Here is a 20,492-nt window from a genome sequence, read left to right as displayed (position 1 = left end):
AAGCGTGGATAAGTATCAGTCGAGTGTGGACCGATATCTCGCCATCGCAACCGTCGTCGCCACGGCGATAAAGATCAGCATCGGCCAGATATTTGGCCACATGGCGGCGAAGTCCGAGCCTTTCAGCATCACGCCGCGCACCACGCGCAGGAAGTGGGTCAGCGGGAAAATCTGTCCGATCCCCTGCGCCCAGGCCGGCATTCCGCGGAACGGAAACATGAAGCCCGACAGCATGATCGACGGCAGGAAGAAGAAGAAGGTCATCTGCATGGCCTGCATCTGCGAGCGCGCCACGGTCGAGAAGGTGAAGCCCACGGCCAGGTTGGCGATTATGAATAACCCGACGCCCAGCGACAGCAGCCAGACTGATCCGAGGAAGGGCACACCGAAGACGAAGGTCGAGGCCAGCAGAACAATAGCCGTTTGCACGATTCCGACGCCGATATAGGGAACGATCTTGCCGGCCATCACCTCCCACGGCCGCGCCGGCATGGCCAGCAGGTTTTCCATATTGCCGCGCTCGGTTTCGCGCGTCATGGCGATGGAGGTGATCATCACCATGGTCATGGTCAGGATGACGCCGAGCAGGCCGGGCACGATATTGTACTGCGATATGCCTTCCGGATTATACATGCGGTGGATGACGATATCGACCGGTGGCGGCGCTTGCGCCAGCGACGCCCACTCTCCCTTCAAATCCTGCTTCAAAGCCGATTGCGTGATTTGCTGGATCATCCCCACGGCATTGCTGGCCGCCGAGGGGTCTGAGGCATCGGCCTCGATCAGCAATTGCGGCCGGTCACCGCGCAGCATTTCGCGCGTGAAGCCGGCGGGCACGGTAATGACAAAGGCCGCCTCGCCCGATTGCAGCGCTTTTGTCCCCGCTTCGGCGCTCTGCACCTCGCCCTGGATGTCGAAATAGCTGGAGTTTTGCAGGCCCGCTGTCAGCGATCTCACAATGGCCGAACGGTCCTCCAGATACAGCAGGGTCGGCAGGTGGCGCGGATCGGAATTGATGGCGAAACCGAACAGGATCAGTTGCATGATCGGCATGACGACCATGATGGCCGAGGTCAGCCGGTCGCGCCGCATCTGGATGAATTCCTTGGTCAGTATGGCGCCAATGCGCCGTAATGCGCTCATATTACACCGCCACAGAGTTATCTTTGGATTGCCCCATCAGGTGAATGAAGACGTCCTCCAGATTGGGCCGTTCCTGGCGCCATTTGATACCAGCCGCCTGATGCGCCGCGACCAGACGTTTCAGCGCGTCCAAATCGCCGCCGCTGACATGCAGGGCGTTGCCGAAATAGGCGACGTGATCGGCGCCAGGCTGGCCGCGCAGCCGCTCCATCAATTCGCGCACGCCAACCCCTTCGGCGATAAAGGTATAGAGGCCCGACTGGTCGATAATGTCCTCCACCCGCCCCTGCGCCATCAGGTTGCCGTAGGCGATATAGGCGATCTGATCGCAGCGCTCGGCTTCGTCCATATAGTGGGTCGAGACCAGCACGGTCATGCCTTCAGATGACAGGCGGTGGATCTGGTCCCAGAAATCGCGCCGCGCCTGCGGATCGACACCGGCGGTCGGCTCATCGAGCATCAGCATTTTCGGATTGTGCAGGGTGCAGGCGGCCAGGGCCAGGCGCTGCTTCCAGCCGCCGGAAAGCGTGCCGGCCAGTTGTTTCTGGCGCGAACTTAAACCAAGCGTTTCCAGAGTTTTATCAACGACCTGTTTCTTTTTCTTGAGGTCATAGAGATTGGCCACAAATTCCAGATTTTCACGGATCGACAAGTCTTCCCAGTAGGAAAATTTCTGTGTCATGTACCCGACCTGGTTCTTGATCTCGCGGCTTTCTTTCAGGATATCAAAGCCCAGGCAGGTGCCTTCACCGGCATCCGGTTTCAGCAGGCCGCAGAGCATACGGATGGTGGTTGTCTTGCCGGAGCCGTTAGGCCCCAGAAAGCCCCAGACCTGGCCGCGCGGCATTCGGATATCGACACTGTTTACGACCTTGAGCTTGCCGAAAGACTTGGTCAGGCCACGGACATCGATGGCGAGGTCTTTTGGGGCGCATTCGGTGTCGCTCATAGTGCCCTCACAAGAAAGCAAGAAACCCCACCACCAACGCGCAAGAGTGCGTCGGTCCCCCTCCCCGGCATAGCCGGGGAGGTACAAGAGATTATACCTCCCCACCTTTGGTAGGGAGGGGGACCATCAAGCGAAGCGCAGATGGTGGTGGGGTTTCTTGCTTCCCTTTCCCTCACAGCTTCACATCCACCGGCTGACCAGCATGCAGCGCTTCGGGCTTTTCCGGTGTCGCCTCGATCAGGAACATCAGTTTCTGACGCTCCTTCACGCTGTAGATCACCGGCGGGGTAAATTCGGCTTCCGGTGAGATAAAACGCACCCTCGCCGTCTGCCCCGTACAGCCATCGCAGCCGACATGCACCACGCTCCCTACCCTGAACTTGCTGAGGTCCGCCTGCGGCACATAAAACCGCACAAACTCCCGTCCCTTCGGCCGCACGGTCAGAACCGCCGCGCCCGCCGCCACGAACTCGCCCGGCTCACGCAGACGCTCATCCACCTGGCCTGTCAGTCGCGCCTTCACATCACGATCATCGACCGTATATTGCGCCCCGGCGACATCGGCACTGGCCGCCGCCGCCTGGGCCTGAGCGGCCCTTTGCTGGTCCTCGCGCGAGGCCAGGCGCTTCTCGCCGATCAGTTTATCAATATTGACCAATTGCGCCTGAGCCGATTTCGTCGCTGCCCGCAAGCTATCCATCTGCGCCGCCGAAACATATCCCTTCGGCTCCAGTTGCGCGTATCTCGCCTGATTGGCGCGGGCGAGATCGAGCTGGCTTTGCGCCTGGATGCGCTGGGCTAGCAACGGCGCGATATCGGCTTCACGCGCGCCCTTGGCCAGATCAGCCGCCTGCGCCTGAGCGGCTTCGGCCCGGTTCTCGGCACCGCTCAGGGCATGCTCTTGCTGAGTAGCATCGAGCCGGAAAAGCGCCTCGCCTTCACTCACCGCATCACCGCGATCAACATTGACAGCCGACAACCAGCCCGATTGCGGCGCATTGATGCTGACCGTCTGGCTCTCGATATAGCCGCTGTAGCTATCGGCCGGTTTCGACTGACAGGATACCAGCACAAGACATGTACTCAGCAGCAGAAGATTACGCATGATCGAGGCCCTTCAGGAAGACGCGGACATGGGTTTGCAGATAAGGCAATGGCGGAAACGGTTTCTCATCGCTATCGGCAAAAACCAGCGCCCACAGCGCGGATTTCAGCACCGGGGCGATCACCAAATGGGCCGCCATATCGGCTTCGATGCCGGAGATTTCCCCACGATCCAGCGCCCGCTGAAACAGGCCAGTGAGCGCCCCCAGCATCTTCTGCACGACCTCACGGCGATAAAAAGCCGCCAGTTCCGGGAAGCGCTGCGCTTCGGCGATCAAAAGCTTGGGGTAGACCGGCAGCCGGCCCGCCTCGATCGCCATGGCCGCCATTTCGACCATACGCATCAGGGCCGGCTCCAGCGGGCCGTCATAGCCCTTCAGAAAGGTCGAGGCCAGTTCAACGCGCGGGGCGATATCTCGCCTCACCAGCGCCTCAAACAAAGCCTGCTTGGTGGGATAATAGAGATAGACCGTGCCTTTTGAGACCTTCGCCGCCCGCGCCACGTCCTCCATGCGCGCACCTTCAAAGCCATGGCGGGCGAATTCCGCCAACGCGGCATCGAGAATATCGGCCTGGCGCACTTCCGGTGCGGCGCGGCGGCGAACAGTTTTTTCCATCCTTACGACTTCTCTATAGTACTGACCGGTCAGTACTATAGAGTCTAATACACCCGTCCGCAATAGATATGTCAGCGCCGTCACAATCCCACTTGCCGGAATTTCGGGAACACGATATGAGTCATGAAAATCGTTACACTGTACTAGACGTATGTATTGAAACGATTTTATTGATTCATGGGGGGAGTTTTCCAATGTACCGCACCATCGCGGCGAGCCTGCTCGCGCTTGCCATTTCGTCTGCCGTGCTATCGCCGGCCCAAGCCGAAGCGCCAGTGACCTATGTCAAGATCACCAAGCCGGCCGCCGATACGCCGGTCCTCATTGTCCAGCCGGAAGTGTCGCTCTCCCTGTTGACCGCCGGCGGCTCGCAGGACCCCAAGGAAGAATGGTCGAAATCCGCAGGCAAGTTTATTGGCGCCAGCCTGACCACGGTTCTGGCCAACCGCAAGTACAAGCCCGCAACCGTCGATCTGGCCGCCACCGAGGACACGCGCGCCATCCAGATGCTGAAACTCAACGACGCGGTCATCGATTCGATCTCCCTTAATCAGATCGTCACCTATCGCCTGCCCACCAAGACGGGCTTTGACTGGACACTGGGCGACGGCGTCACCACGCTGATTCCGATCGATGCCGCACCTGAAACGCCCCCGGCCTACGCCCTGTTCGTCCGCGTCAAGGGCAGCTATTCGAGCGGCGGCCGCGCCGCCATGATGGTGGGCATGGCCATGCTCGGCGCCGCCATGCCCATGGGCGGCCAGACCATTCAGGCGTCGCTGGTCGACCTGAAAACCGGCCAGGTGGTATGGTACAATTTCATGATCGTGCCTGCCGGCACCGATATCCGTGAGGCCGAGGGTGCCGCCGACGCGGTCAATACCCTGACCGCCAACCTGCCGCTCTAGGCCCACGCAATGTCAGCCCTGAAAAGCCTGCGGGCGGTGCTGCTTACCGGTGTGGCCCTGTCGATCGCCCTCCCCTTCGCGGTGCAGGCGCAAACCGACGCGCCCCCTCTTGTCGTCAATCTCGGCAATGATTCCCCCGAACGCCAGCCCGGCCAGAAACCGGTGCCGAACAGCCTTGAAGCCGGTATCTGGGCCGAAACCGCCAAGGTCGAGCATGACGCCCGGACCTCTGGCGAACGCGACACCGATCCGGCGCTTGAAGCCTATATCGGCGGCGTGCTGACACGGGTCGCTGGTCCGTTTTCCGGTGATGTGCGGCTCTATGTCATGGATCGCCCGTTCTTCAATGCCAGCATGGCCGCCACTGGCTATACCGAGGTGTGGACCGGCCTGCTGCTGCGCTGCGAGACCGAGGACGACCTCGCCTTCGTGCTCGGCCATGAATCCGGGCACTTCCGCCACTCGCACGTCATGCGGCAATACCAGGCGATGAAGGACGGTCAGAACGCCGCCCTCGCCGCCAGCATCCTGCTCAGTGCCGTGGCACTGGGCGCATCGCTCAATGCCAACTCCTATTCGGCCATACGCGACATCAATAATGTCACCAGCGGACTGGTCAACCTGACCTATCTCGGCACCATCGCCGCCCTGATGAACTATTCGCGCGATATGGAGGCCCAGGCCGATGCCTATGGCCTGATCTATGCCCGCGCGGCAAACTACTATACCGGCAGCGCGGCCGACCTGTGGCGCGAACGGCTCAATGAAACGGCCGCCTCCGACTATGAAAAGGTCCGCCGCTCGCCCTCGCGCATCAATGTCTTCGGCGACCATCCGCTGGAGGCCGACCGCATCACCGCGCTCAACGCCCGCGACCTCAGCCTTAATGGCGGCAAGGCGTCCTTCCGCTCCCCCGAAGACTCCAAGGCGGCACGCGCAGCCTATCGTGATCACATACGCCCCTGGCTCGGCGCCTGGCTGAAGGACGATCTGCGCCGCCAGGATTATGGCCAAACCCTCTATATCATCGGCCGCCTGAGCCGTGACGGCCTCGATCCCGGCCTGCTCAACTTCTACAAGGGCGAGGCCCTGCGCCTGCGCGGCAAGCGCGGGGCGGAGGGGTCTGACATGGAAAACGCCATAACCTCCTACAAGGCCGCGCTTGAAAACCCCGACGCGCCAAAGGAAACCTGGCGGCAACTGGGGGATGTTTACCGCCACTTCGGCATGAATATCGAGGCAGTGGATGCCTTCAAGCACTATATCGCGCTGGCGCCCGATGCCCAGGATGCCTGGATGGTGCAGGACCAGATCGACACCCTGTCGAAAGATCTGCGCCCCGCGCCCGTCATCACACCGACCGAGGCGCCGACAACCACACCGCCGAGCATTAACGCCACACCGGCTGAAACCGCGCCGGCCGCATCATCTTCAGGGGGAACCACATGACCATCAAGACCACGCTCAAGCTGAGCGCAACTGCTGCTCTGGCCGCCACACTGCTGACCGCCTGCGCCTCGGCGCCGCCGCTTGCTCCCGCCGGCAAACTGACCATCGCCAGCGCCTATAATGTGACGCTGGATCGCAACTGGACCGATGTCTCGAAGCTGTTTTACCGCCGCGCCGAAAAGGTGCGCATCCTGTCGATCGACGGCGTTTTGCTTAACCGTCTTTATGTGTCGGATGGCCTCAGTTCCAGCGATCCGCTGATGATCAACATAATGCTGGGCGACAACAAGAACCACATCGCGCCGCGCGGCAAGGCCGGCATGTCGCTTTCCGAGCAGATGGAATTTGTCGCCGCCTCGGTCAGCGAACTCGATTACCAGAAGGTTGAGACGCGCAATCCGCAGCCGGTGACTATAGGCAATACCCGCGGGGTGCGCTTTGAATTCACCGCCCGTACCACCGATGGGCTGAATATGCGCGGTCTGGCCCAGGCGGTTTCCGACAAGGGCCTGAGCTATTACATCGTCTATATCGCGCCGGAAGAGCACTATTACGATGCCAGTCTGGCCAATGTAAAAGCGGTCATGGACAGCGCCAAACTGCCCTGAACCCGTGGTGGAATGAAAAAGGCGCGCTCTCCACAGGAAAGCGCGCCTTTTTCGCGTCTGGTGATATCCGCTATATCTTGAGGAATATCTTCCTGAGATAAAACGGCAGAATGAACATCCAGCAGATGACGAGGACGCCCAGCGCGAACAGGAACGACATGGCGTATGGATCGGCGATCACACTGTGCATCCAGCGGATGACCATGCCCGCCAGGCCGGTGACATCGAGGAAGACCGAAAACAGCCAGGCGAAGACATAGGCCAGGATCGCATTGGTGCCGAAGACGCGGATCGGCATGGCCCATTTCGTATGCCCCATTCGGTCCATGACCAGCATGAGGCCGGAGAGGAGAATCATGGCCAGTCCACTGGTCAAAAGCGCGAAGGACGAGGTCCACAGCTTCTTGATGATCGGAATCTGGCTGTCCATCGCCAGGGCGGCAATCACCAGCATCAGCCCGGCCAGGGCCACGCTGCCGACCGCCTTCGCCGGGGTCTGCTTCTGGATCAGCAGACCGATCAGGAGCCCCGCCAGGATATTGAAAATCGCCGGGAAGGTGGAAAGCAGGCCTTCGGGATCATAGACCACCTGACCGGCTTCATTGGTGCCGCCCTGGTAGATGTGCTGGATGCCAGGGATGATGCGGTCGATATAGGCCGGCCACGAACCTTCCGGCCCGAAGGAATCGCCAAGGCCGTAGCCCGGCACCGGCACGAATTTCAGGACGACGGCATAACCCAGGATCAGTCCGGCGGCCCAAATGGCCAGCGGCCGGGCATGGAGCACCAGCCTGCCGCCTTCGATATGGCTGTGCAGCAGGACCAGCCCCGAGGCCAGCCCGTAGCACAGGCCGATCCGTTGCAATACGCCCGGATAGCGCCAGTGGGCGAAATCGAAATGCGGCAGCAGGTTGAGGAACAGGCCGATGGCAATCAGTATAGCGGCCCGGCGCACCACATGGACCGCCATTTCACCCTTACCGCCCTCGCCGATCCGCCGGCTCATAGAAAGCGTCATCGAAATCCCGACGCAGACCATGAAACCGGGGAACACCAGATCGGTCATGGTGAAACCGTGCCATTCGGCGTGATCGAACGGCGCCCAGATGTGCGACCAGTCGCCGGCATTATTGGCCAGCAACATGCCGATGATGAACAGGCCGCGCAGGATATCCAGTGCCTCGAAGCGCTTCGCCTTTGGTGTCTCAACTTTCGGCTGTTCGCGTTTTTCAAACTTGAGTATTTCGGCTGCCACCTGCGCCCCCTGATTTTATTTCAGGATACAGTCTCATAGCTTGCCGCCTCTGCCAAGCCCCACTTGGTTCTATCCACATAGAGACCAATAAGGGACCAAATAAAATGTAAGGAAAACCTGACATTTTTTCACGATGTCAGGTTGACATTACATTCGCGTGATGTAAGGTCAGCCTTACACCGGTAATGCCCTTCACTCTATCTGGAAACCGATTCATGAACCTGAAATCTCCCGCCGCCCGCTATTCCACCGGCATGGCCATCTGGATGGTGCTCTATGCCGCCGCCCTATTTGGCTCGATCACCCTGATACAAGCCCAGGCGCCTACCGGACCGCTGCTTTACGCCCTCGCCGTACTGCCCGCCTTGCCGATCGGCGGCACCATCCTGACCTTCCTCGCCTATATCGAACGCGTGGATGAATACCTGCGGGCGGTGCTCGTCAGGCGCTTCATCATCGCCACCGGCCTGACCCTTTTCATCTGCACCGCCTGGGGCTTTATGGAAAACAATGCCGGCGCGCATCATTTTTCGCTCTATCTCGTCTATCCGCTCTTCTGGGGCCTGTTCGGCATCACCAGCCTCATCCTGAGGAAAGCCTCATGAAACAAAACCTGCGTGAACTGCGTACCGAAAAGGGCCTGACCCAGGCCGATCTCGCCAATCAACTGGGCGTCTCCCGCCAGGCCGTCATCGCCCTGGAAACCGACAAGCACTCGCCGTCGCTCGATCTCGCCTACAAGATTTCCGCCGTTTTCGACCTGCCGGTCGAGGCGATCTTCCAGAACCCCTACCGCTAAACCTCAATCCATAAAGGCATTTCCTATGCCCCTGCGCATCCCTTCGGAGCGTACGCGCTCCCCCCTTGCCCGCAACCTGTACCGCCTCCAGGTCGCCACAGTCATCCTCGGCACGGGCGTCTACGCCCTTCTGCTGGTCGAGCCGGGGCATCATCTGGTTCGCGTCTTCATTTCGCTGTTCACCGCGCTCTTCAACGCCATACTGAGGTAATCCCATGTCCGAATTCAACTGCCCCGATCGCCGCAGGAGCGGCATTTTCAACCGCCCTATGGCGCTGATCGCCATTATCGTCGGTATTATCGCGGCCCTGACCGCCAATCATTCCAGAGCCGCCACGCCCTTCCCCGATGCCGCCTCGGCCCGCTTTTCAGTGACGGTCAGTGGCCAAGGCCCGGATATCATCCTGATCCCCGGCCTCGCCTCGTCCGGTGCGGTCTGGGACGATACGGTGATGCATCTGAAAGGCCATTATCGCCTGCATGTGCTTAACCTGGCTGGTTTCGCCGGTGAGCCGGCCGGCGCAAATACGGACGGCGAAATCCTTGCGCCGTCAGTCGAGGCCATAGACGCCTATATCAAGGCCAGTCATCTGCAAAAGCCGGTCGTGGTCGGTCATTCGCTCGGCGGACTGATGGCCCTGATGCTGGCGAAGGCCCATCCGGAGGACACCGGCAAGCTGGTCATTGTCGACACCCTGCCCTATGTCGGCGTCATTTTCAGCCCGACCGCGACGGTGGATATGGTCCGCCCGCAGGCCGCCGCGATGCGTGACGGCATGGTCGCCGCCCCTGCCGATGCCTTCAGAGCCCAGCAGGCCGCGGGCACGGCACGGCTGGTCACTGATCCGGACAATCAGGCGAAACTGCTCGACTGGTCAATGACCTCCGACCGCCGCGTTCTGGCCGAAAGTTTTTATGAAGACATGACCATCGACCTGCGCCCGGATCTGGCGGCAATCAATACACCGACCGTGCTGATTTATCCGGTCGCCGCTGGTGAAGACGCCACCACCACCGAGGCGACCTACCAGGCCAATTACGCCACCAAACCGAACATGACGTTCCACCGCATCGACAACAGCCGGCACTTCATCATGCTCGACCAGCCGGCGGTCTTTCAGTCGGCGCTCGAATCCGCCCTGAAATGATTACAAATCGCGGCGGAACTGAATGAAATCGGTCTTCGTCGCCAGTTTTTCATACAGCGCCTGGGCGGTTTTATTGGCCTCATCCGTGACCCAGTACAGCCGTTCGGCGCCCTTCGCCTTGCCGGCTTCGGCCACGGCAGCGATCAAGGCCCGCGCCACGCCCCTGCCGCGCTGGTCTTCGGCCACGAACAGGTCTTCGAGATAGCAATACCAGTCACGCGCCCAGCTTGAGCGGTGCAGCACATAGGTGGCGAAGCCGATGATCCGGCCTTCACTTTTGACCACGAGCAGGTTCAGGTTTTCGCCGGATTCCAGCGCACGCGCAAAGGTCAGGTCGGTGATCTCGTCATCCAGCGCCTGTTTGTAGAAATCGAGATAGGCACGCCACAACGGCAGCCATTCGGCCTTGTCATCCTCTGTCGCCGGTAAAACCTGCATGGTCAGGCCGCCAGCGCCTGCGGCTTGCGCCACAGCAGATAGAGCCGTATCCCCACCACCAGGGCCAGGCCGATGGCGGCGACAGCCACCATGGCCGGTTCATGGTCGCGGCTCTGGTTAGCGATCAGCACCCAGAAGAGCGCCCAGGCCAGCCCCGCCGCATAGAGACTGTTGCCCGTGCGGTAAACCATCCAGCCGCCAAAGGCGATCAGGGCGATCAGGAAGATGACCGACACGGCGGCATTTCCGGCATCGAGGCCGAAACCGGTCCAGATCATGGCCGAGGTAAAGTTGACGACACAGGCGGCGGTCAGCCAGCCCGTTACCAAGGCCAGCGGTCCGGCCACCAGCAGCTTTTCCTTCCGCGACAGTTTCAGTTCATGACGCAATTTCAGCAGACCATTCAATCCGGCAAAGACCGCCACGGCGATCAGGCAGAAGCTGATCCATTCCAGACCGATCGCCGATACCCACATCTGCCACAGCGAATTGACCAGCCAGAGGACGATGAAATTCCAGTCCACCGTTTCCAGCGCCACGCTTTCCTTCTGGCGCGGCAGTACCTGCCAGATGGCGGCTATCAGGGCAAAGGCATAGATCACGCCCGTCAGCAGATAGGCCGTGCGATAAGGCACCAGGGGATGGGAGACCAGCGCCGTCTGCATCTGGATCGGCTCGCCGATGCCGAGTGCCTCCATCAGGCGCGCGGTCGCAATCTGGGCGACGGCCAGCGCCAAAACCACGATCGACTGCACGCGACGCTTCATTGCCCCTTACGCCTTCTTGACGAATTCCATACCGCCTCTGTCCGCCTAACCTAAGCCGCCCCCGGCGGCAAATGACTAATCCTTGCAGAATCCTTCATTGGCCGCGACCACGAGGCAGTCATGTTTGTCGGCCAGCCACTTCATGCCCGTGGCCTGGCCATCGCCCTTGTGAATGACCAGCGGCGTGGCGTCGCGGGTGATGTGGATGCCGTCGCCTTCCAGCGTGCCGGTAAAGGTGCGCGGCCCATCCAGATTGGTAATCATCACCTCGTACTCGCTGCCGGCCGGGGTGATGGTCATGGCGGTGCCTTCCGGTCCGGTCCATTTGCCGACATAGCCGGTGGCGTCCACGCTGGTCATGGCCTCGGCCACTGCCTGAGAGGCCGCCTCGGCCGCCGTGATCGACATGGCCGCCGATTCGGAGGCTTGCGAGGCCGCGACGTCATCGGCGTCCGGCTTTGGCGAGCAGGCGCCGAGCAGAATGAGTGCCGAAACCGCAGTCAGGCAGGTCAGTTTCGCAAGGTTTTTCATGGCTTTTCTCCGCTGGCGGCGCATGTCTTCATCAATATGGGGAGCATTAGGGAGGGAATATATATAAAACCATGCCGGGCCGCCCCGGATTTTATAAATTGCCGATCATTACAGTCGCTATTGTTACAGGATTTCCGCATGTCTCTCACTGTTCGCCGCATTCCCCACGGTTCCGCCGATTATGCCGCTGCCGTCAACCTGCGCCGCGCCGTCCTGCGCACCCCGCTCGGCCTGGACTTCACCTCGGCGCAACTGGCCGGCGAGGCCGGTGACATCCACCTCGCCGCTTTTGAAAACGAAGACCTGATCGGCACGCTACTTCTGACTGCTCATGACGACACGACGCTCAGGCTGCGCCAGATGGCGGTCGATCCCGACAGCCAGGGCAAGGGCGTGGGCGCCGCCCTGCTCGCCGCGGCCGAGACCGAGACACGCGCCGTCGGCAAGACGCGCATCAGTCTGGCCGCCCGTGTCAGCGTCCAGCCCTTCTATGCCCGGAATGGCTACGTGGCCGTGGGCGACGTTTTTGAGGAAGTGATGATCGCACACATTGTCATGCAAAAGACACTTTAACGCGCAGACATTACCCGGCTCGAAACCTAAGCCTGAACGACTATAGTTAATTTCAACAGCATTTAGACCAGAGATGGCCACTTTTCACAGTTAACTATCTTATCTCTATTGACGCACATACAGCATGATGGGACTTATTCCCCACTGAGGCGTTAAAGGAAGTATTAATCATCTTTCTTATCCCCTCAGAGGCGCAATAACATCTTTTTCAGAAACCCGCCTATTTGCCAGAACATAGGGATTAAAGGTGCAATGACCGCACGCATTTCTTTTCGGGGCTGGGTCTTTTTGGCAAGTGTTGCCGTCTGCATCGCCGTCTGGTGGTGGCTGCTGAGCGCCTTTTTCGCCTACCGGGCGGAAAAAGCCTGCCAGGCGGACCATCCGGCAAGGCCCACCCCTTGCCTGACCCATGCACCTCTCCCCAAATAGCAAAAACCCCCGGCATCCAGGATGCCGGGGGTTTTGTTAGCGCATTTTGTTATCAGCGCGTGAAGCGCAGATTGATCCAGCCGGTGCGGCCGATCACATCATAAACCCCGGCCTGCCAGCCTTCGTCACCGAAATAGGCGCCGCCGGCTTCCGCGCCCGGATAACGGGGCGGCTGCTTATTGAGCGCATTGGAAAGCCCGGCGCTCAGGTTCATGTTCGGCTTCACCCAGTACGAGACATAGAGATCATCATAGGCTATCGGCTTGGTCTTGTAGGGCGCGTAGGATTCCGGCGTGATGGTCACCGTCTGGCGCATCCCCGAATAGAAGCGCGAGGTCCAGCCGAAGGACAGCTTGTCGCGGCTGTAGTTGAACGAGGTGCGGCCCTTCAGCTTCGGGAAGCCGAAAATGCCGACCGTATCGGTGACGCTGTCGGGGTTATCCGGATCGGGCGTGTACTTGTTCTCGAACAGGCGTGTCCAGATGCTGTTGATCGACAGGGTGCCGGCATTGCTGCCCCACCCCCATGAGGCGAGATTAACCGAATAGTCGATTTCGGTATCGATGCCGCTGGTTTTGCGGCGCGCCAGGTTGATGTTCTGCTTGATGACCGAGACCAGGTTATTGGTCACCGGATCGCGGACAACCAGATCGCAGTAATTATTGTCGAGCGTCGGCGCGTCCATGCACTTGTTGATGATGGTCTGCGGCTCGACCGACGAAATGACATTGCTCATGTCGATGTCATAATAATCGACCGTGGCGCTGAAATTCTTCATGAAACGCGGTTGCAGCACCACGCCGAGCGTCAGGGTCTTGGCCGTCTCGACCTTCAGGTCCGGATTGCCCTTCTTGTTGACATCCAGCCACAGCCAGTAGTCGTTCTTGTTGGCCGGCATGACCGCGGCGCAGTTGGCGGCGGTATATTGTGTCTTGTCGGCGCGATTGGGCAGGTTCCAGTAGTTGCAGGGGTCGCTGAGCCACTGACCGCTGATCGACGAAGCGGTGAAGACTTCGCTGATGTTTGGCGCGCGCACGGCCTTGCCGTAGGTGGTGCGGAAGCGGACATCGCGGATCGGCGCCCATTGCAGGCCGTACTTTTCGGCCGTCGTCTTGCCGGCGGTCGAATAGTCGGCGGTCCGCACGGCGGCGTCGGCGGTCAGGCGGTACGCGAACGGCAGATCCTTCAGGATCGGCACGCTCAGTTCGGCGAAGACTTCCTTGACGTCGAACTCGCCCTTCAGCGGGGTTTCGACCACGCCATAATCGGGGACATAGTTCGGGCTGTCGGGGTTATACTCGTCACGCGCGCCGATATTGTTGGCTTCTCGGCGGTATTCGGCGCCCAGTGCCACCTGGACCTCGCCGGCCGGCAGGGTGAACAGGCCGCCGGTCATGTAACCCGACCAGACATACTGCTCGAGCGAGGTGGTCATCGGGCTGGAATCGAATTGCAGGTAGTTGATGACGTCCTGCGTCGCGGGCTTGAACGGGTTCAAAGGCACACAGGCCGGATCGTCGTTCGAGGTATCGGCGTCGGAATTGACCCAGCAGATCGGCGTCCCGCCCGGCCCCGTGACAGCATCCAGAGCGCGCATGTAGCGCTCGTTGGAGGTGTTGTTGAAGTCCTGGACGGTTTCCTCGGTCTTGCCGTAGGAAATATAGGTCGACCAGGCCCAGTCATGTTCGCGGAACAGGGCCGGTAGTTCACCTTCGAAGCCGGTCACCACCTGCTTGAGTTCGCGGCGATAGTTGGAACGCGACTTGCCGAATTCGGGGAAATTGCGCACGAAGGACAGGCCATCCGGGAAACCCTGCCCACCATTGGCCGCGATGATTTCCGGCGTGATGAACGGGTTGCCGTCCCACAGCTTGTTGGTGCCGCCTTCCCACCACAGGCCGTATTCGCCGTGCGACTTGTTGGTGGCGTAGTCCAGTTCAAGGAAATAACGCATGTTTTCGTTGAACTGATAGCCGAAGGTGCCGTGGGTGATGAAGCGGTCGCTCGGCACCGACAGCAGCCAGTTGTCATAGCGGCCGTCGAATTCACCGCCGCTGTTGGTGACGAGTTGGGCGACGCTGGAGTTCAGGGCCATTTGGGCCGGAGTCAGGGTCGAGATCAGCCCCGCCGTGCCGAGAATCGGATCGCGCATGGTGCCATCGTCATTGAAGACATAGGGCTTAGAGCCCAGCAGGACGACGGCGCGCGGCGAATATTGCAGGCTGTGCTGGTCATCGAGCACGGTATAGGGCACCGACGAATTCGGTCGGGCCCACCACGGATTGCCGCGCGAGGTCGAGGGGCGATCCTGGCCGGCCACCACGCCGTTCGACTGGCCATAGGTGCCGAAAAGAGTGATATTGGCCTTGCCACCGGCGAAATTCTTGCCCCACAGGATATCGGCGTCATAGCTCGGCATATCGCCATAGGTCGAATTGCCGTAACGGATATTGGCGTCCAGCCCCTGGTAGTTCTTCTTCAGGATGAAGTTGGCCACGCCGGCCACGGCGTCGGCGCCGTATTGCGCCGAGGCGCCGCCGGTGATGATTTCGACGCGCTCGATCAGGCCACCGGGAATGGTGCTGATATCGACCGCCGAGGTGCCGGGCGCGCCGGGCACATGGCGGCGGCCATTGACCAGAACAAGCGTCCGCTTGGTGCCAAGGCCGCGCAGGTCAAGCGCATTCAGGCCCGGATGGCCCTGGTCCATGGAATCCTTGTCGCGGTTGGCGTTGGAGGTCTGGTCGCTCTGGCTGATCACCAGGGCCGGCATCTGGTTGACAAGATCAGCCACCTGGCGGGCGCCCGACTTGCGGATGGCTTCGGCATTGATGACCGTGGTCGGTGTGGCGCTGGCCGCGCCCTTGTGGCGGATTCGCGAACCGGTGACCACAACTTCGGTGGTGTCGGACGCCTTGTCATCACTGGCCTTGTCCTTATCGGATGTCTCCTGCGCGAAAGCGCCGGCGGCGGTAAAGGCCGCCATGCTCAGTGCCAGCACCGAGCAATAGGTAAGTGAGCCGCGAAGCGACGATAATTTCATAACCTGACCCTCTTTTTTAAGTTTGTGGGTCGAGGCTACAATAGGTCAAGTATATTTACTACCGTATACGATACACAAAATGCAAAGTTTGACACACTGTCACGTTATCGCCACATTCGGTGGTAGCTGAATGCCATGCAATGATGCGGGCTGATCAGGCCGGCTTACGCCTGCCTGATCCACACCTGGGATTGCAATCCGGTGAAGTGCCGGCGCGGACCGACCTCGGCGAGTGACGCCTGCTCCGTGCCCGGTGCGTAATCGACATCGCCGGCACCGATTTCTTCAGGACCGCCGATGCGATTCATGCGGGCATAGTTGGGCACGGCCAGCATGGCCGAACCATCGGCCCACTTGCCGCTCAGGGCCATGATGCCGCCCAGCAGGTCAGGCTTCCATTCGGCCTTGAGTGCGGCTTTGCCCAGCGGTTGGGTGATGCTTGTCTGGTCGGCCAGTTCAACATTATAGACCAGCGGCCCATAGCCCAGCGCCACCAGGCCGCGATCGGCCTCGATCTTCGGATCGGCGTAGATACGCTGCGGCGCCATCGGCAGTTCCAGTTCGATGGTGTCGCCGGCCTTCCATTCGCGTTCAACGACGGCATAGCCCTTGACGATCCGCGGCGTCACCGCCCTGCCATTGACCTTGAAGACCTTGACGCCCTTCACCACCGGAACGGTGGTATAGAGTTCGCTGGTGGTGCGGTCGGGGATACGGACGCGCAGCGCGAAGGTCTTGGCTTCTTTCGGATTGACGGTGATCGTCACCTGGCCATTCCACGGATAGTCGGTCTTCTGCACCATCTCCACATCGGTACCGGCCACCTTCTCGACCGTGATGGTCGATCCGACGAACATATTGACATATAACCCCTGCGCGTCCTTCACATAGGTCCAGGTCGGGATCATCAGCAGCGTGCGCGGGATATTGGCGACGCAGCACGGACAGACGTGCCACAGGGTGCGCTCGGTATTGACCAGCGGATTGGTGTAGCAGAAGCTCTTCCCATCCAGATCGATTCCTCCGAGCAGGGCATTATACATGGTCTGCTCGTAGAGATCGGCATATTTGGCGTCGTGATAGGCCAGGTTCATCTTGTACTGGAAGAAGATCAGGCCGCAGCTCGAACAGGATTCGCAATAGGCGCCGTTGCGCAAAGAGTAGTCCGGCCCGAAGCCTTCCGAGGTCTCGCCCGACCCAATGCCGCCGGTGACGTAATATTTGCGGTTGACCATATTGTCCCACAGCGAGGCGACCGCGCTCTGGTAGTCGACATCGCCGGTTTCGGCGGCGATGTCGGCCATGCCGGAATAGAAGTAGACGGCACGCACGGCGTGGCCCACGGCCTCATACTGTTTGACCGGCGGCAGGTGGCTCTGGTCATATTCCTGACCGCCGCGGCGCGATTCCAGCAGGAACTTGGCCAAAGCGATATAGGAATCGCCACGGCCGTTGCCCTCCTCGTCATTGACGAAGCGGCCGAAACGGACAAGCGCCTGCTCCATCTCCTGGTGGCCGTCGAACCATTCCTTCTTGCCCGGCCCGATATTGGCCACCCAGCAATCGGCCAGTTTCTTGGCGGCGTTATAGAGGCGCAGATCCTGGCCATTGGTCAGGGTGTAGTGGTTGATGGCCGATTCGATGAAGTAACCAGCGATATAGCCTTCGTGATTGCCGCGATGATCGGGTGACCAGCGCTCGTCCCATTCGCCGGGCGCCGCCAGGGTCTTGGCGGTTTGCAGGTAGCCATCACTTTCCTGAGCCGCCAGGATGATCGGAATCCAGCGCTCCAGCGTGGCGCGCATCTTGTCCTGCGCCTTGATCATCTCGGTATCGCCCTTCGGATCGACCATCAGGGCGATGCACATGGCCTCGACGTTTTCGACCACCCAGGCGTTGGAGAAGACATAGCCCTTGTGCGGCCCATGCGGTTCGCCACGGTTGGCCTTACCGGCCTCGATGAAATTGTCGATGCCGCCATTGCCAATCTTGAGGTCGGTACGCTCGCAATAGTCGATGACATGCGGAATCCAGTTGACGATCAGCGCCTTTGCGCGCGCATTCCACAGCGGGCTATCGATGGTGTATTTCTTCGTGTAGACGACATCGAGACGCTGCGGCGGCGGGGCGGCCTGTGCGTTCAGACGCAGGCGCGAGCTTGACACCTGGCCGCCGGCATGGGCGGTCAGTTCCAGCACATAGGTGCCCGGCGCCGAGACGGTGGCGGTGGTTTCGGGCGACAGGGCGTCGGCGAAGGTGACATCGCCGGGGCCGGAGACCTTGCGCCACAGGCTTCCCGTATCGCCAGCGGTCAATGTATCCGTCTTGCCCATCAGCCAGGTCTTGCCGCCCATGACGACCGTACGGTCAATGCCCGCCGCCACGACCGGGGCAAAGGCCGGCACGGGCCCGACGCTCCATACCTGCCATTCCAGAATACCGGTGGACAGCGTGCCGTCCGAAACGATTTCCAGACGCAGCTTGTCGGTCTTCACGGTATCGAAAGTGGTGATGTTGAAGGCGTCCTTCGTCACGCCCAGGCCATTGATGTTTGTGACCGGCACGAACGTCTTGCCGTCCCAGTAAAGCACGCGGCAGGCTTTCGGCGCGCCAACCCCCTGCCCGTCCACCCACCAGTAAACGGCGACCTTGTTGAGGCTCACCGGCTGGCTCCAGTCATACTGCACCCATTCGGCGCCGGTCCTGGGCCAGTTGCCGTACATGCCTTTTTCAGCGTCGGCAGAATTGGCGGGCGTGTGGCCGTCGTTCAGGGCCGCCACGCGGGTGTCCCCCGAATGGAAGGAGGCTGACGGGGTGGCGACTTTCGCCAGGTTGACGGATGTTTCGTTAGCGCGCGCCGCAAAGGCAAAGCCGGAGGCGCCGATCAGGGCTACACCGGCGGCACCAGCGAATACGCTGCGGCGGCTGACGGCATTGCAGCCGCACTCAGCCTTGCAAAAATGGGTTTCGGCGATAAATTTCCTGGACATGGCATTTCTTCTTTTTGATTGTTTCTAAGTCGTTATTCGGCGGCACAGACCGGTGACGCCGGAATATCCGTGTCCGCCGGCTCGACCAGAACCGGCTTCGGATAGAGCGCCTCCCATTCCTGGGCGGCGACGGCGGCGTAGGTCTTACCATCGGTCGAGGCGTCGAAGACGGCGCGCAGGCAGCGCGTTTCCACCGTATCGAAAGTCACGTCATTGAAGGCGTCCGTCGAGGTGCCGTAGCCGCTGGCATTGGGCACCGGGAGCCATTTTTGCTCCTTCCAGTATTCGAGATGCCAGGCTTTCGGCGCCGCCACGCCGACGCCGGAGCCCGCCGGCTGGTCGTTCCAGAAACGGATGCGCGAGCCGTTGAATTTCAGGGGCTGTTCCCACTGATAGACCACCCACTGCTGCGCCGGATTGTTCGGCGACCAGGTGCCCCAGGTATCGGGCGGTAGCGGGTTTTCATGAACCTTGCCATCATTGAGCGCCTTGATCCAGTACTGCACCGGCACCGGCGAATTGGAGGCGACGATGCGCGCGGCCGGGGCAATATTGCGCGTAGGCGCAGGCGGCGGTGCCGGCGGATGGGTCGGGATCACCTTGTCGATCAGGGCCGGGGTGATGCTGTCGTCCCAGGTCACTTCGTCGATCGAGACGCTGCGGCGGAAATGGTCGCCGCCCGGCGCATCAGCATTGTGATAGGCCAGATACCACTTGCCTTTGTACCGCACGATGCCGCCATGCGAGGTGGTAGAGGACACCGGATCGAGCAGCACGCCCTGATAGGTCCAGGGGCCGAGCGGTGACCTGGCCGTGCCATAGGCCTGGCAGGCATAATAGACCGCCTCGGTGCAGTCGGATTCCGGCCCGGCGGCATTGCCGGCATACATCAGGTAATAGGTGCCGTTGCGCTTGAACAGCCAGGGCGCCTCGAAGAAACCCTTCAGGCCGTGGATATCGACCGGCTGGCCCTTGAAGGTGACCATGTCATTTTCCAATTCGACCGCTTTGAGACGGCCGAACGTGCCCCAGTAGAGATAGATGCGGCCATCGTCATCGACCAGCACGGTCGGGTCGATGTTTTCAATGTCGTTCTTCACCGGGTAGGATTGCGAGACGATCGGCCCGGCGGGATGGGCGTCGGTCCACGGGCCCGTCGGGGTATCGGAGACCGCCACGCCGATGGCGAACGGGTCTTTGTTCTTACTGCCGGCCTCCACGACCGGCGCGTACATGTAATAGCGCTTGTCCGGCCCCTGCACGATCTGACCGGCATAGGCGCGCGCCGGCGTCGCCCATTTGAAAACGGCTTCCGGGCGCACGAAATGCGGATTATACTTCCAGGTGTGCGAGGCTGGATCTTCCGTCTCCAACATCTGCCATTCCGGCATGATGAAGTCATTGACGCCGGGCGCCGCGGTATCGCGGCCAGTCAGGATATAGAGTTTGCCATCGGCCACCAGCGGCGCCGGATCGGTCGTGAAGTTCTGGCCGTCGGATATGATCGGGTTGCCGGCCGAATGGACCGTCTGCCAATTACCCTCGGCGTGTGCGCAGGCCATCAGCAGCGGCAGGGCGCAGGCCAGGGAGGTAAGGCCGTGTTGAAGCTTGGTAGATTTCCGGGTCATCAATGGCCTCTTTTGTCAGATTATTCGCCCACATAAGCGTTATACGGTATACAATAGTCTGACAATAGCAATAAATGGCTAAAACGCCACCCCGATAGCTGTGAAACAAAACC

General features: G+C 60.6%; 19 protein-coding genes. 8 read left to right on the top strand and 11 right to left on the bottom strand.

The window, feature by feature from the left end; translation table 11 throughout:
- Positions 1-15: 15 nt before the first annotated feature.
- The 4 genes from BLO49_RS09475 to BLO49_RS09460 form a co-directional block, all read right to left on the bottom strand.
- On the bottom strand, positions 16-1,143 hold the full coding sequence (locus BLO49_RS09475; protein WP_090647600.1) for an ABC transporter permease: 1,128 nt from the start codon (positions 1,141-1,143) through the stop codon (positions 16-18).
- A gap of 1 nt (position 1,144) precedes the next feature.
- Positions 1,145-2,092: an ABC transporter ATP-binding protein gene (locus BLO49_RS09470; protein ID WP_090647597.1), complete on the bottom strand. Its 948-nt coding sequence runs from the start codon at positions 2,090-2,092 to the stop codon at positions 1,145-1,147.
- Positions 2,093-2,264: 172 nt separating this feature from the next.
- Positions 2,265-3,197 carry an HlyD family secretion protein gene (locus BLO49_RS09465; RefSeq protein WP_090647594.1) on the bottom strand — a complete coding sequence of 311 codons (933 nt, stop codon included), beginning with the start codon at positions 3,195-3,197 and terminating at the stop codon, positions 2,265-2,267.
- The gene (locus tag BLO49_RS09460) at positions 3,190-3,813 is read right to left on the bottom strand and encodes a TetR/AcrR family transcriptional regulator (protein ID WP_090647592.1); all 624 of its coding nucleotides are present in this window, start codon (positions 3,811-3,813) and stop codon (positions 3,190-3,192) included. The genes BLO49_RS09465 and BLO49_RS09460 overlap by 8 nt, the downstream gene beginning before the upstream one ends.
- Before the next feature lie 194 nt (positions 3,814-4,007).
- Here BLO49_RS09460 and BLO49_RS09455 point away from each other — a divergent pair, with 194 nt between their 5' ends.
- The 3 genes from BLO49_RS09455 to BLO49_RS09445 are packed head-to-tail and all read left to right on the top strand — an operon-like array spanning position 4,008 to position 6,778.
- Entirely contained in the window at positions 4,008-4,721 is a 714-nt protein-coding gene (locus BLO49_RS09455) for a hypothetical protein (RefSeq protein WP_090647589.1), read from the top strand.
- Between the two features lie 9 nt (positions 4,722-4,730).
- A complete protein-coding gene (locus BLO49_RS09450) occupies positions 4,731-6,170 on the top strand; it encodes a M48 family metallopeptidase (RefSeq protein WP_090647588.1) in 1,440 nt (479 codons plus the stop codon).
- The gene (locus BLO49_RS09445) at positions 6,167-6,778 is read left to right on the top strand and encodes a hypothetical protein (protein WP_090647586.1); all 612 of its coding nucleotides are present in this window, start codon (positions 6,167-6,169) and stop codon (positions 6,776-6,778) included. Before BLO49_RS09450 ends, BLO49_RS09445 begins: the two co-directional genes overlap by 4 nt.
- 70 nt (positions 6,779-6,848) lie before the next feature.
- On the opposite strand, the gene BLO49_RS09440 is transcribed toward BLO49_RS09445, so the two are convergent.
- Entirely contained in the window at positions 6,849-8,033 is a 1,185-nt protein-coding gene (locus BLO49_RS09440) for an acyltransferase family protein (RefSeq protein WP_090647584.1), read from the bottom strand.
- Between the two features lie 215 nt (positions 8,034-8,248).
- Between BLO49_RS09440 and BLO49_RS09435 the strand changes: the two genes are divergently transcribed.
- From BLO49_RS09435 to BLO49_RS09420, 4 genes are read left to right on the top strand one after another with little or no spacing between them, the layout of a single operon-like run.
- The gene (locus tag BLO49_RS09435; RefSeq protein WP_090647582.1) at positions 8,249-8,638 is read left to right on the top strand and encodes a hypothetical protein; all 390 of its coding nucleotides are present in this window, start codon (positions 8,249-8,251) and stop codon (positions 8,636-8,638) included.
- Complete coding sequence (locus tag BLO49_RS09430; RefSeq protein WP_090647579.1) at positions 8,635-8,832, top strand: helix-turn-helix transcriptional regulator; 198 nt, start codon at positions 8,635-8,637, stop codon at positions 8,830-8,832. The genes BLO49_RS09435 and BLO49_RS09430 overlap by 4 nt, the downstream gene beginning before the upstream one ends.
- A gap of 25 nt (positions 8,833-8,857) precedes the next feature.
- Complete coding sequence (locus BLO49_RS09425; protein WP_090647578.1) at positions 8,858-9,043, top strand: hypothetical protein; 186 nt, start codon at positions 8,858-8,860, stop codon at positions 9,041-9,043.
- 4 nt (positions 9,044-9,047) lie between these two features.
- Positions 9,048-9,980 carry an alpha/beta fold hydrolase gene (locus tag BLO49_RS09420; protein ID WP_245678965.1) on the top strand — a complete coding sequence of 311 codons (933 nt, stop codon included), beginning with the start codon at positions 9,048-9,050 and terminating at the stop codon, positions 9,978-9,980.
- Here BLO49_RS09420 and BLO49_RS09415 read toward each other — a convergent pair whose 3' ends face one another.
- From BLO49_RS09415 to BLO49_RS09405, 3 genes are all read right to left on the bottom strand, one after another.
- A complete protein-coding gene (locus BLO49_RS09415) occupies positions 9,981-10,418 on the bottom strand; it encodes a GNAT family N-acetyltransferase (RefSeq protein ID WP_090648246.1) in 438 nt (145 codons plus the stop codon). It lies immediately after the preceding gene.
- A 2-nt stretch (positions 10,419-10,420) separates the two neighbouring features.
- The gene (locus BLO49_RS09410; protein ID WP_090647575.1) at positions 10,421-11,185 is read right to left on the bottom strand and encodes a hypothetical protein; all 765 of its coding nucleotides are present in this window, start codon (positions 11,183-11,185) and stop codon (positions 10,421-10,423) included.
- A gap of 75 nt (positions 11,186-11,260) precedes the next feature.
- Positions 11,261-11,716, bottom strand: a complete 456-nt coding sequence (locus tag BLO49_RS09405) for a hypothetical protein (protein WP_090647573.1) — start codon at positions 11,714-11,716, stop codon at positions 11,261-11,263.
- 138 nt (positions 11,717-11,854) lie between these two features.
- Here BLO49_RS09405 and BLO49_RS09400 point away from each other — a divergent pair, with 138 nt between their 5' ends.
- Positions 11,855-12,289 carry a GNAT family N-acetyltransferase gene (locus BLO49_RS09400; protein ID WP_090647571.1) on the top strand — a complete coding sequence of 145 codons (435 nt, stop codon included), beginning with the start codon at positions 11,855-11,857 and terminating at the stop codon, positions 12,287-12,289.
- Positions 12,290-12,770: 481 nt separating this feature from the next.
- Here the strand turns inward: BLO49_RS09400 and BLO49_RS09395 are convergent, their stop codons facing one another.
- From BLO49_RS09395 to BLO49_RS09385, 3 genes are all read right to left on the bottom strand, one after another.
- Entirely contained in the window at positions 12,771-15,761 is a 2,991-nt protein-coding gene (locus tag BLO49_RS09395) for a TonB-dependent receptor plug domain-containing protein (protein ID WP_090647568.1), read from the bottom strand.
- Positions 15,762-15,925: 164 nt separating this feature from the next.
- On the bottom strand, positions 15,926-18,751 hold the full coding sequence (locus BLO49_RS09390; RefSeq protein WP_090647564.1) for a glycoside hydrolase family 127 protein: 2,826 nt from the start codon (positions 18,749-18,751) through the stop codon (positions 15,926-15,928).
- Positions 18,752-18,783: 32 nt separating this feature from the next.
- The gene (locus tag BLO49_RS09385; RefSeq protein WP_090647561.1) at positions 18,784-20,379 is read right to left on the bottom strand and encodes a family 43 glycosylhydrolase; all 1,596 of its coding nucleotides are present in this window, start codon (positions 20,377-20,379) and stop codon (positions 18,784-18,786) included.
- Positions 20,380-20,492: the final 113 nt, after the last annotated feature.

The sequence above is a fragment of the Asticcacaulis taihuensis genome, from assembly GCF_900100255.1.
GTDB classification, from domain to species: Bacteria; Pseudomonadota; Alphaproteobacteria; order Caulobacterales; family Caulobacteraceae; genus Asticcacaulis; species Asticcacaulis taihuensis.
Note: the sequence above shows the minus strand (reverse complement) of the source record. Positions and strands in the feature narration are given on the sequence as shown.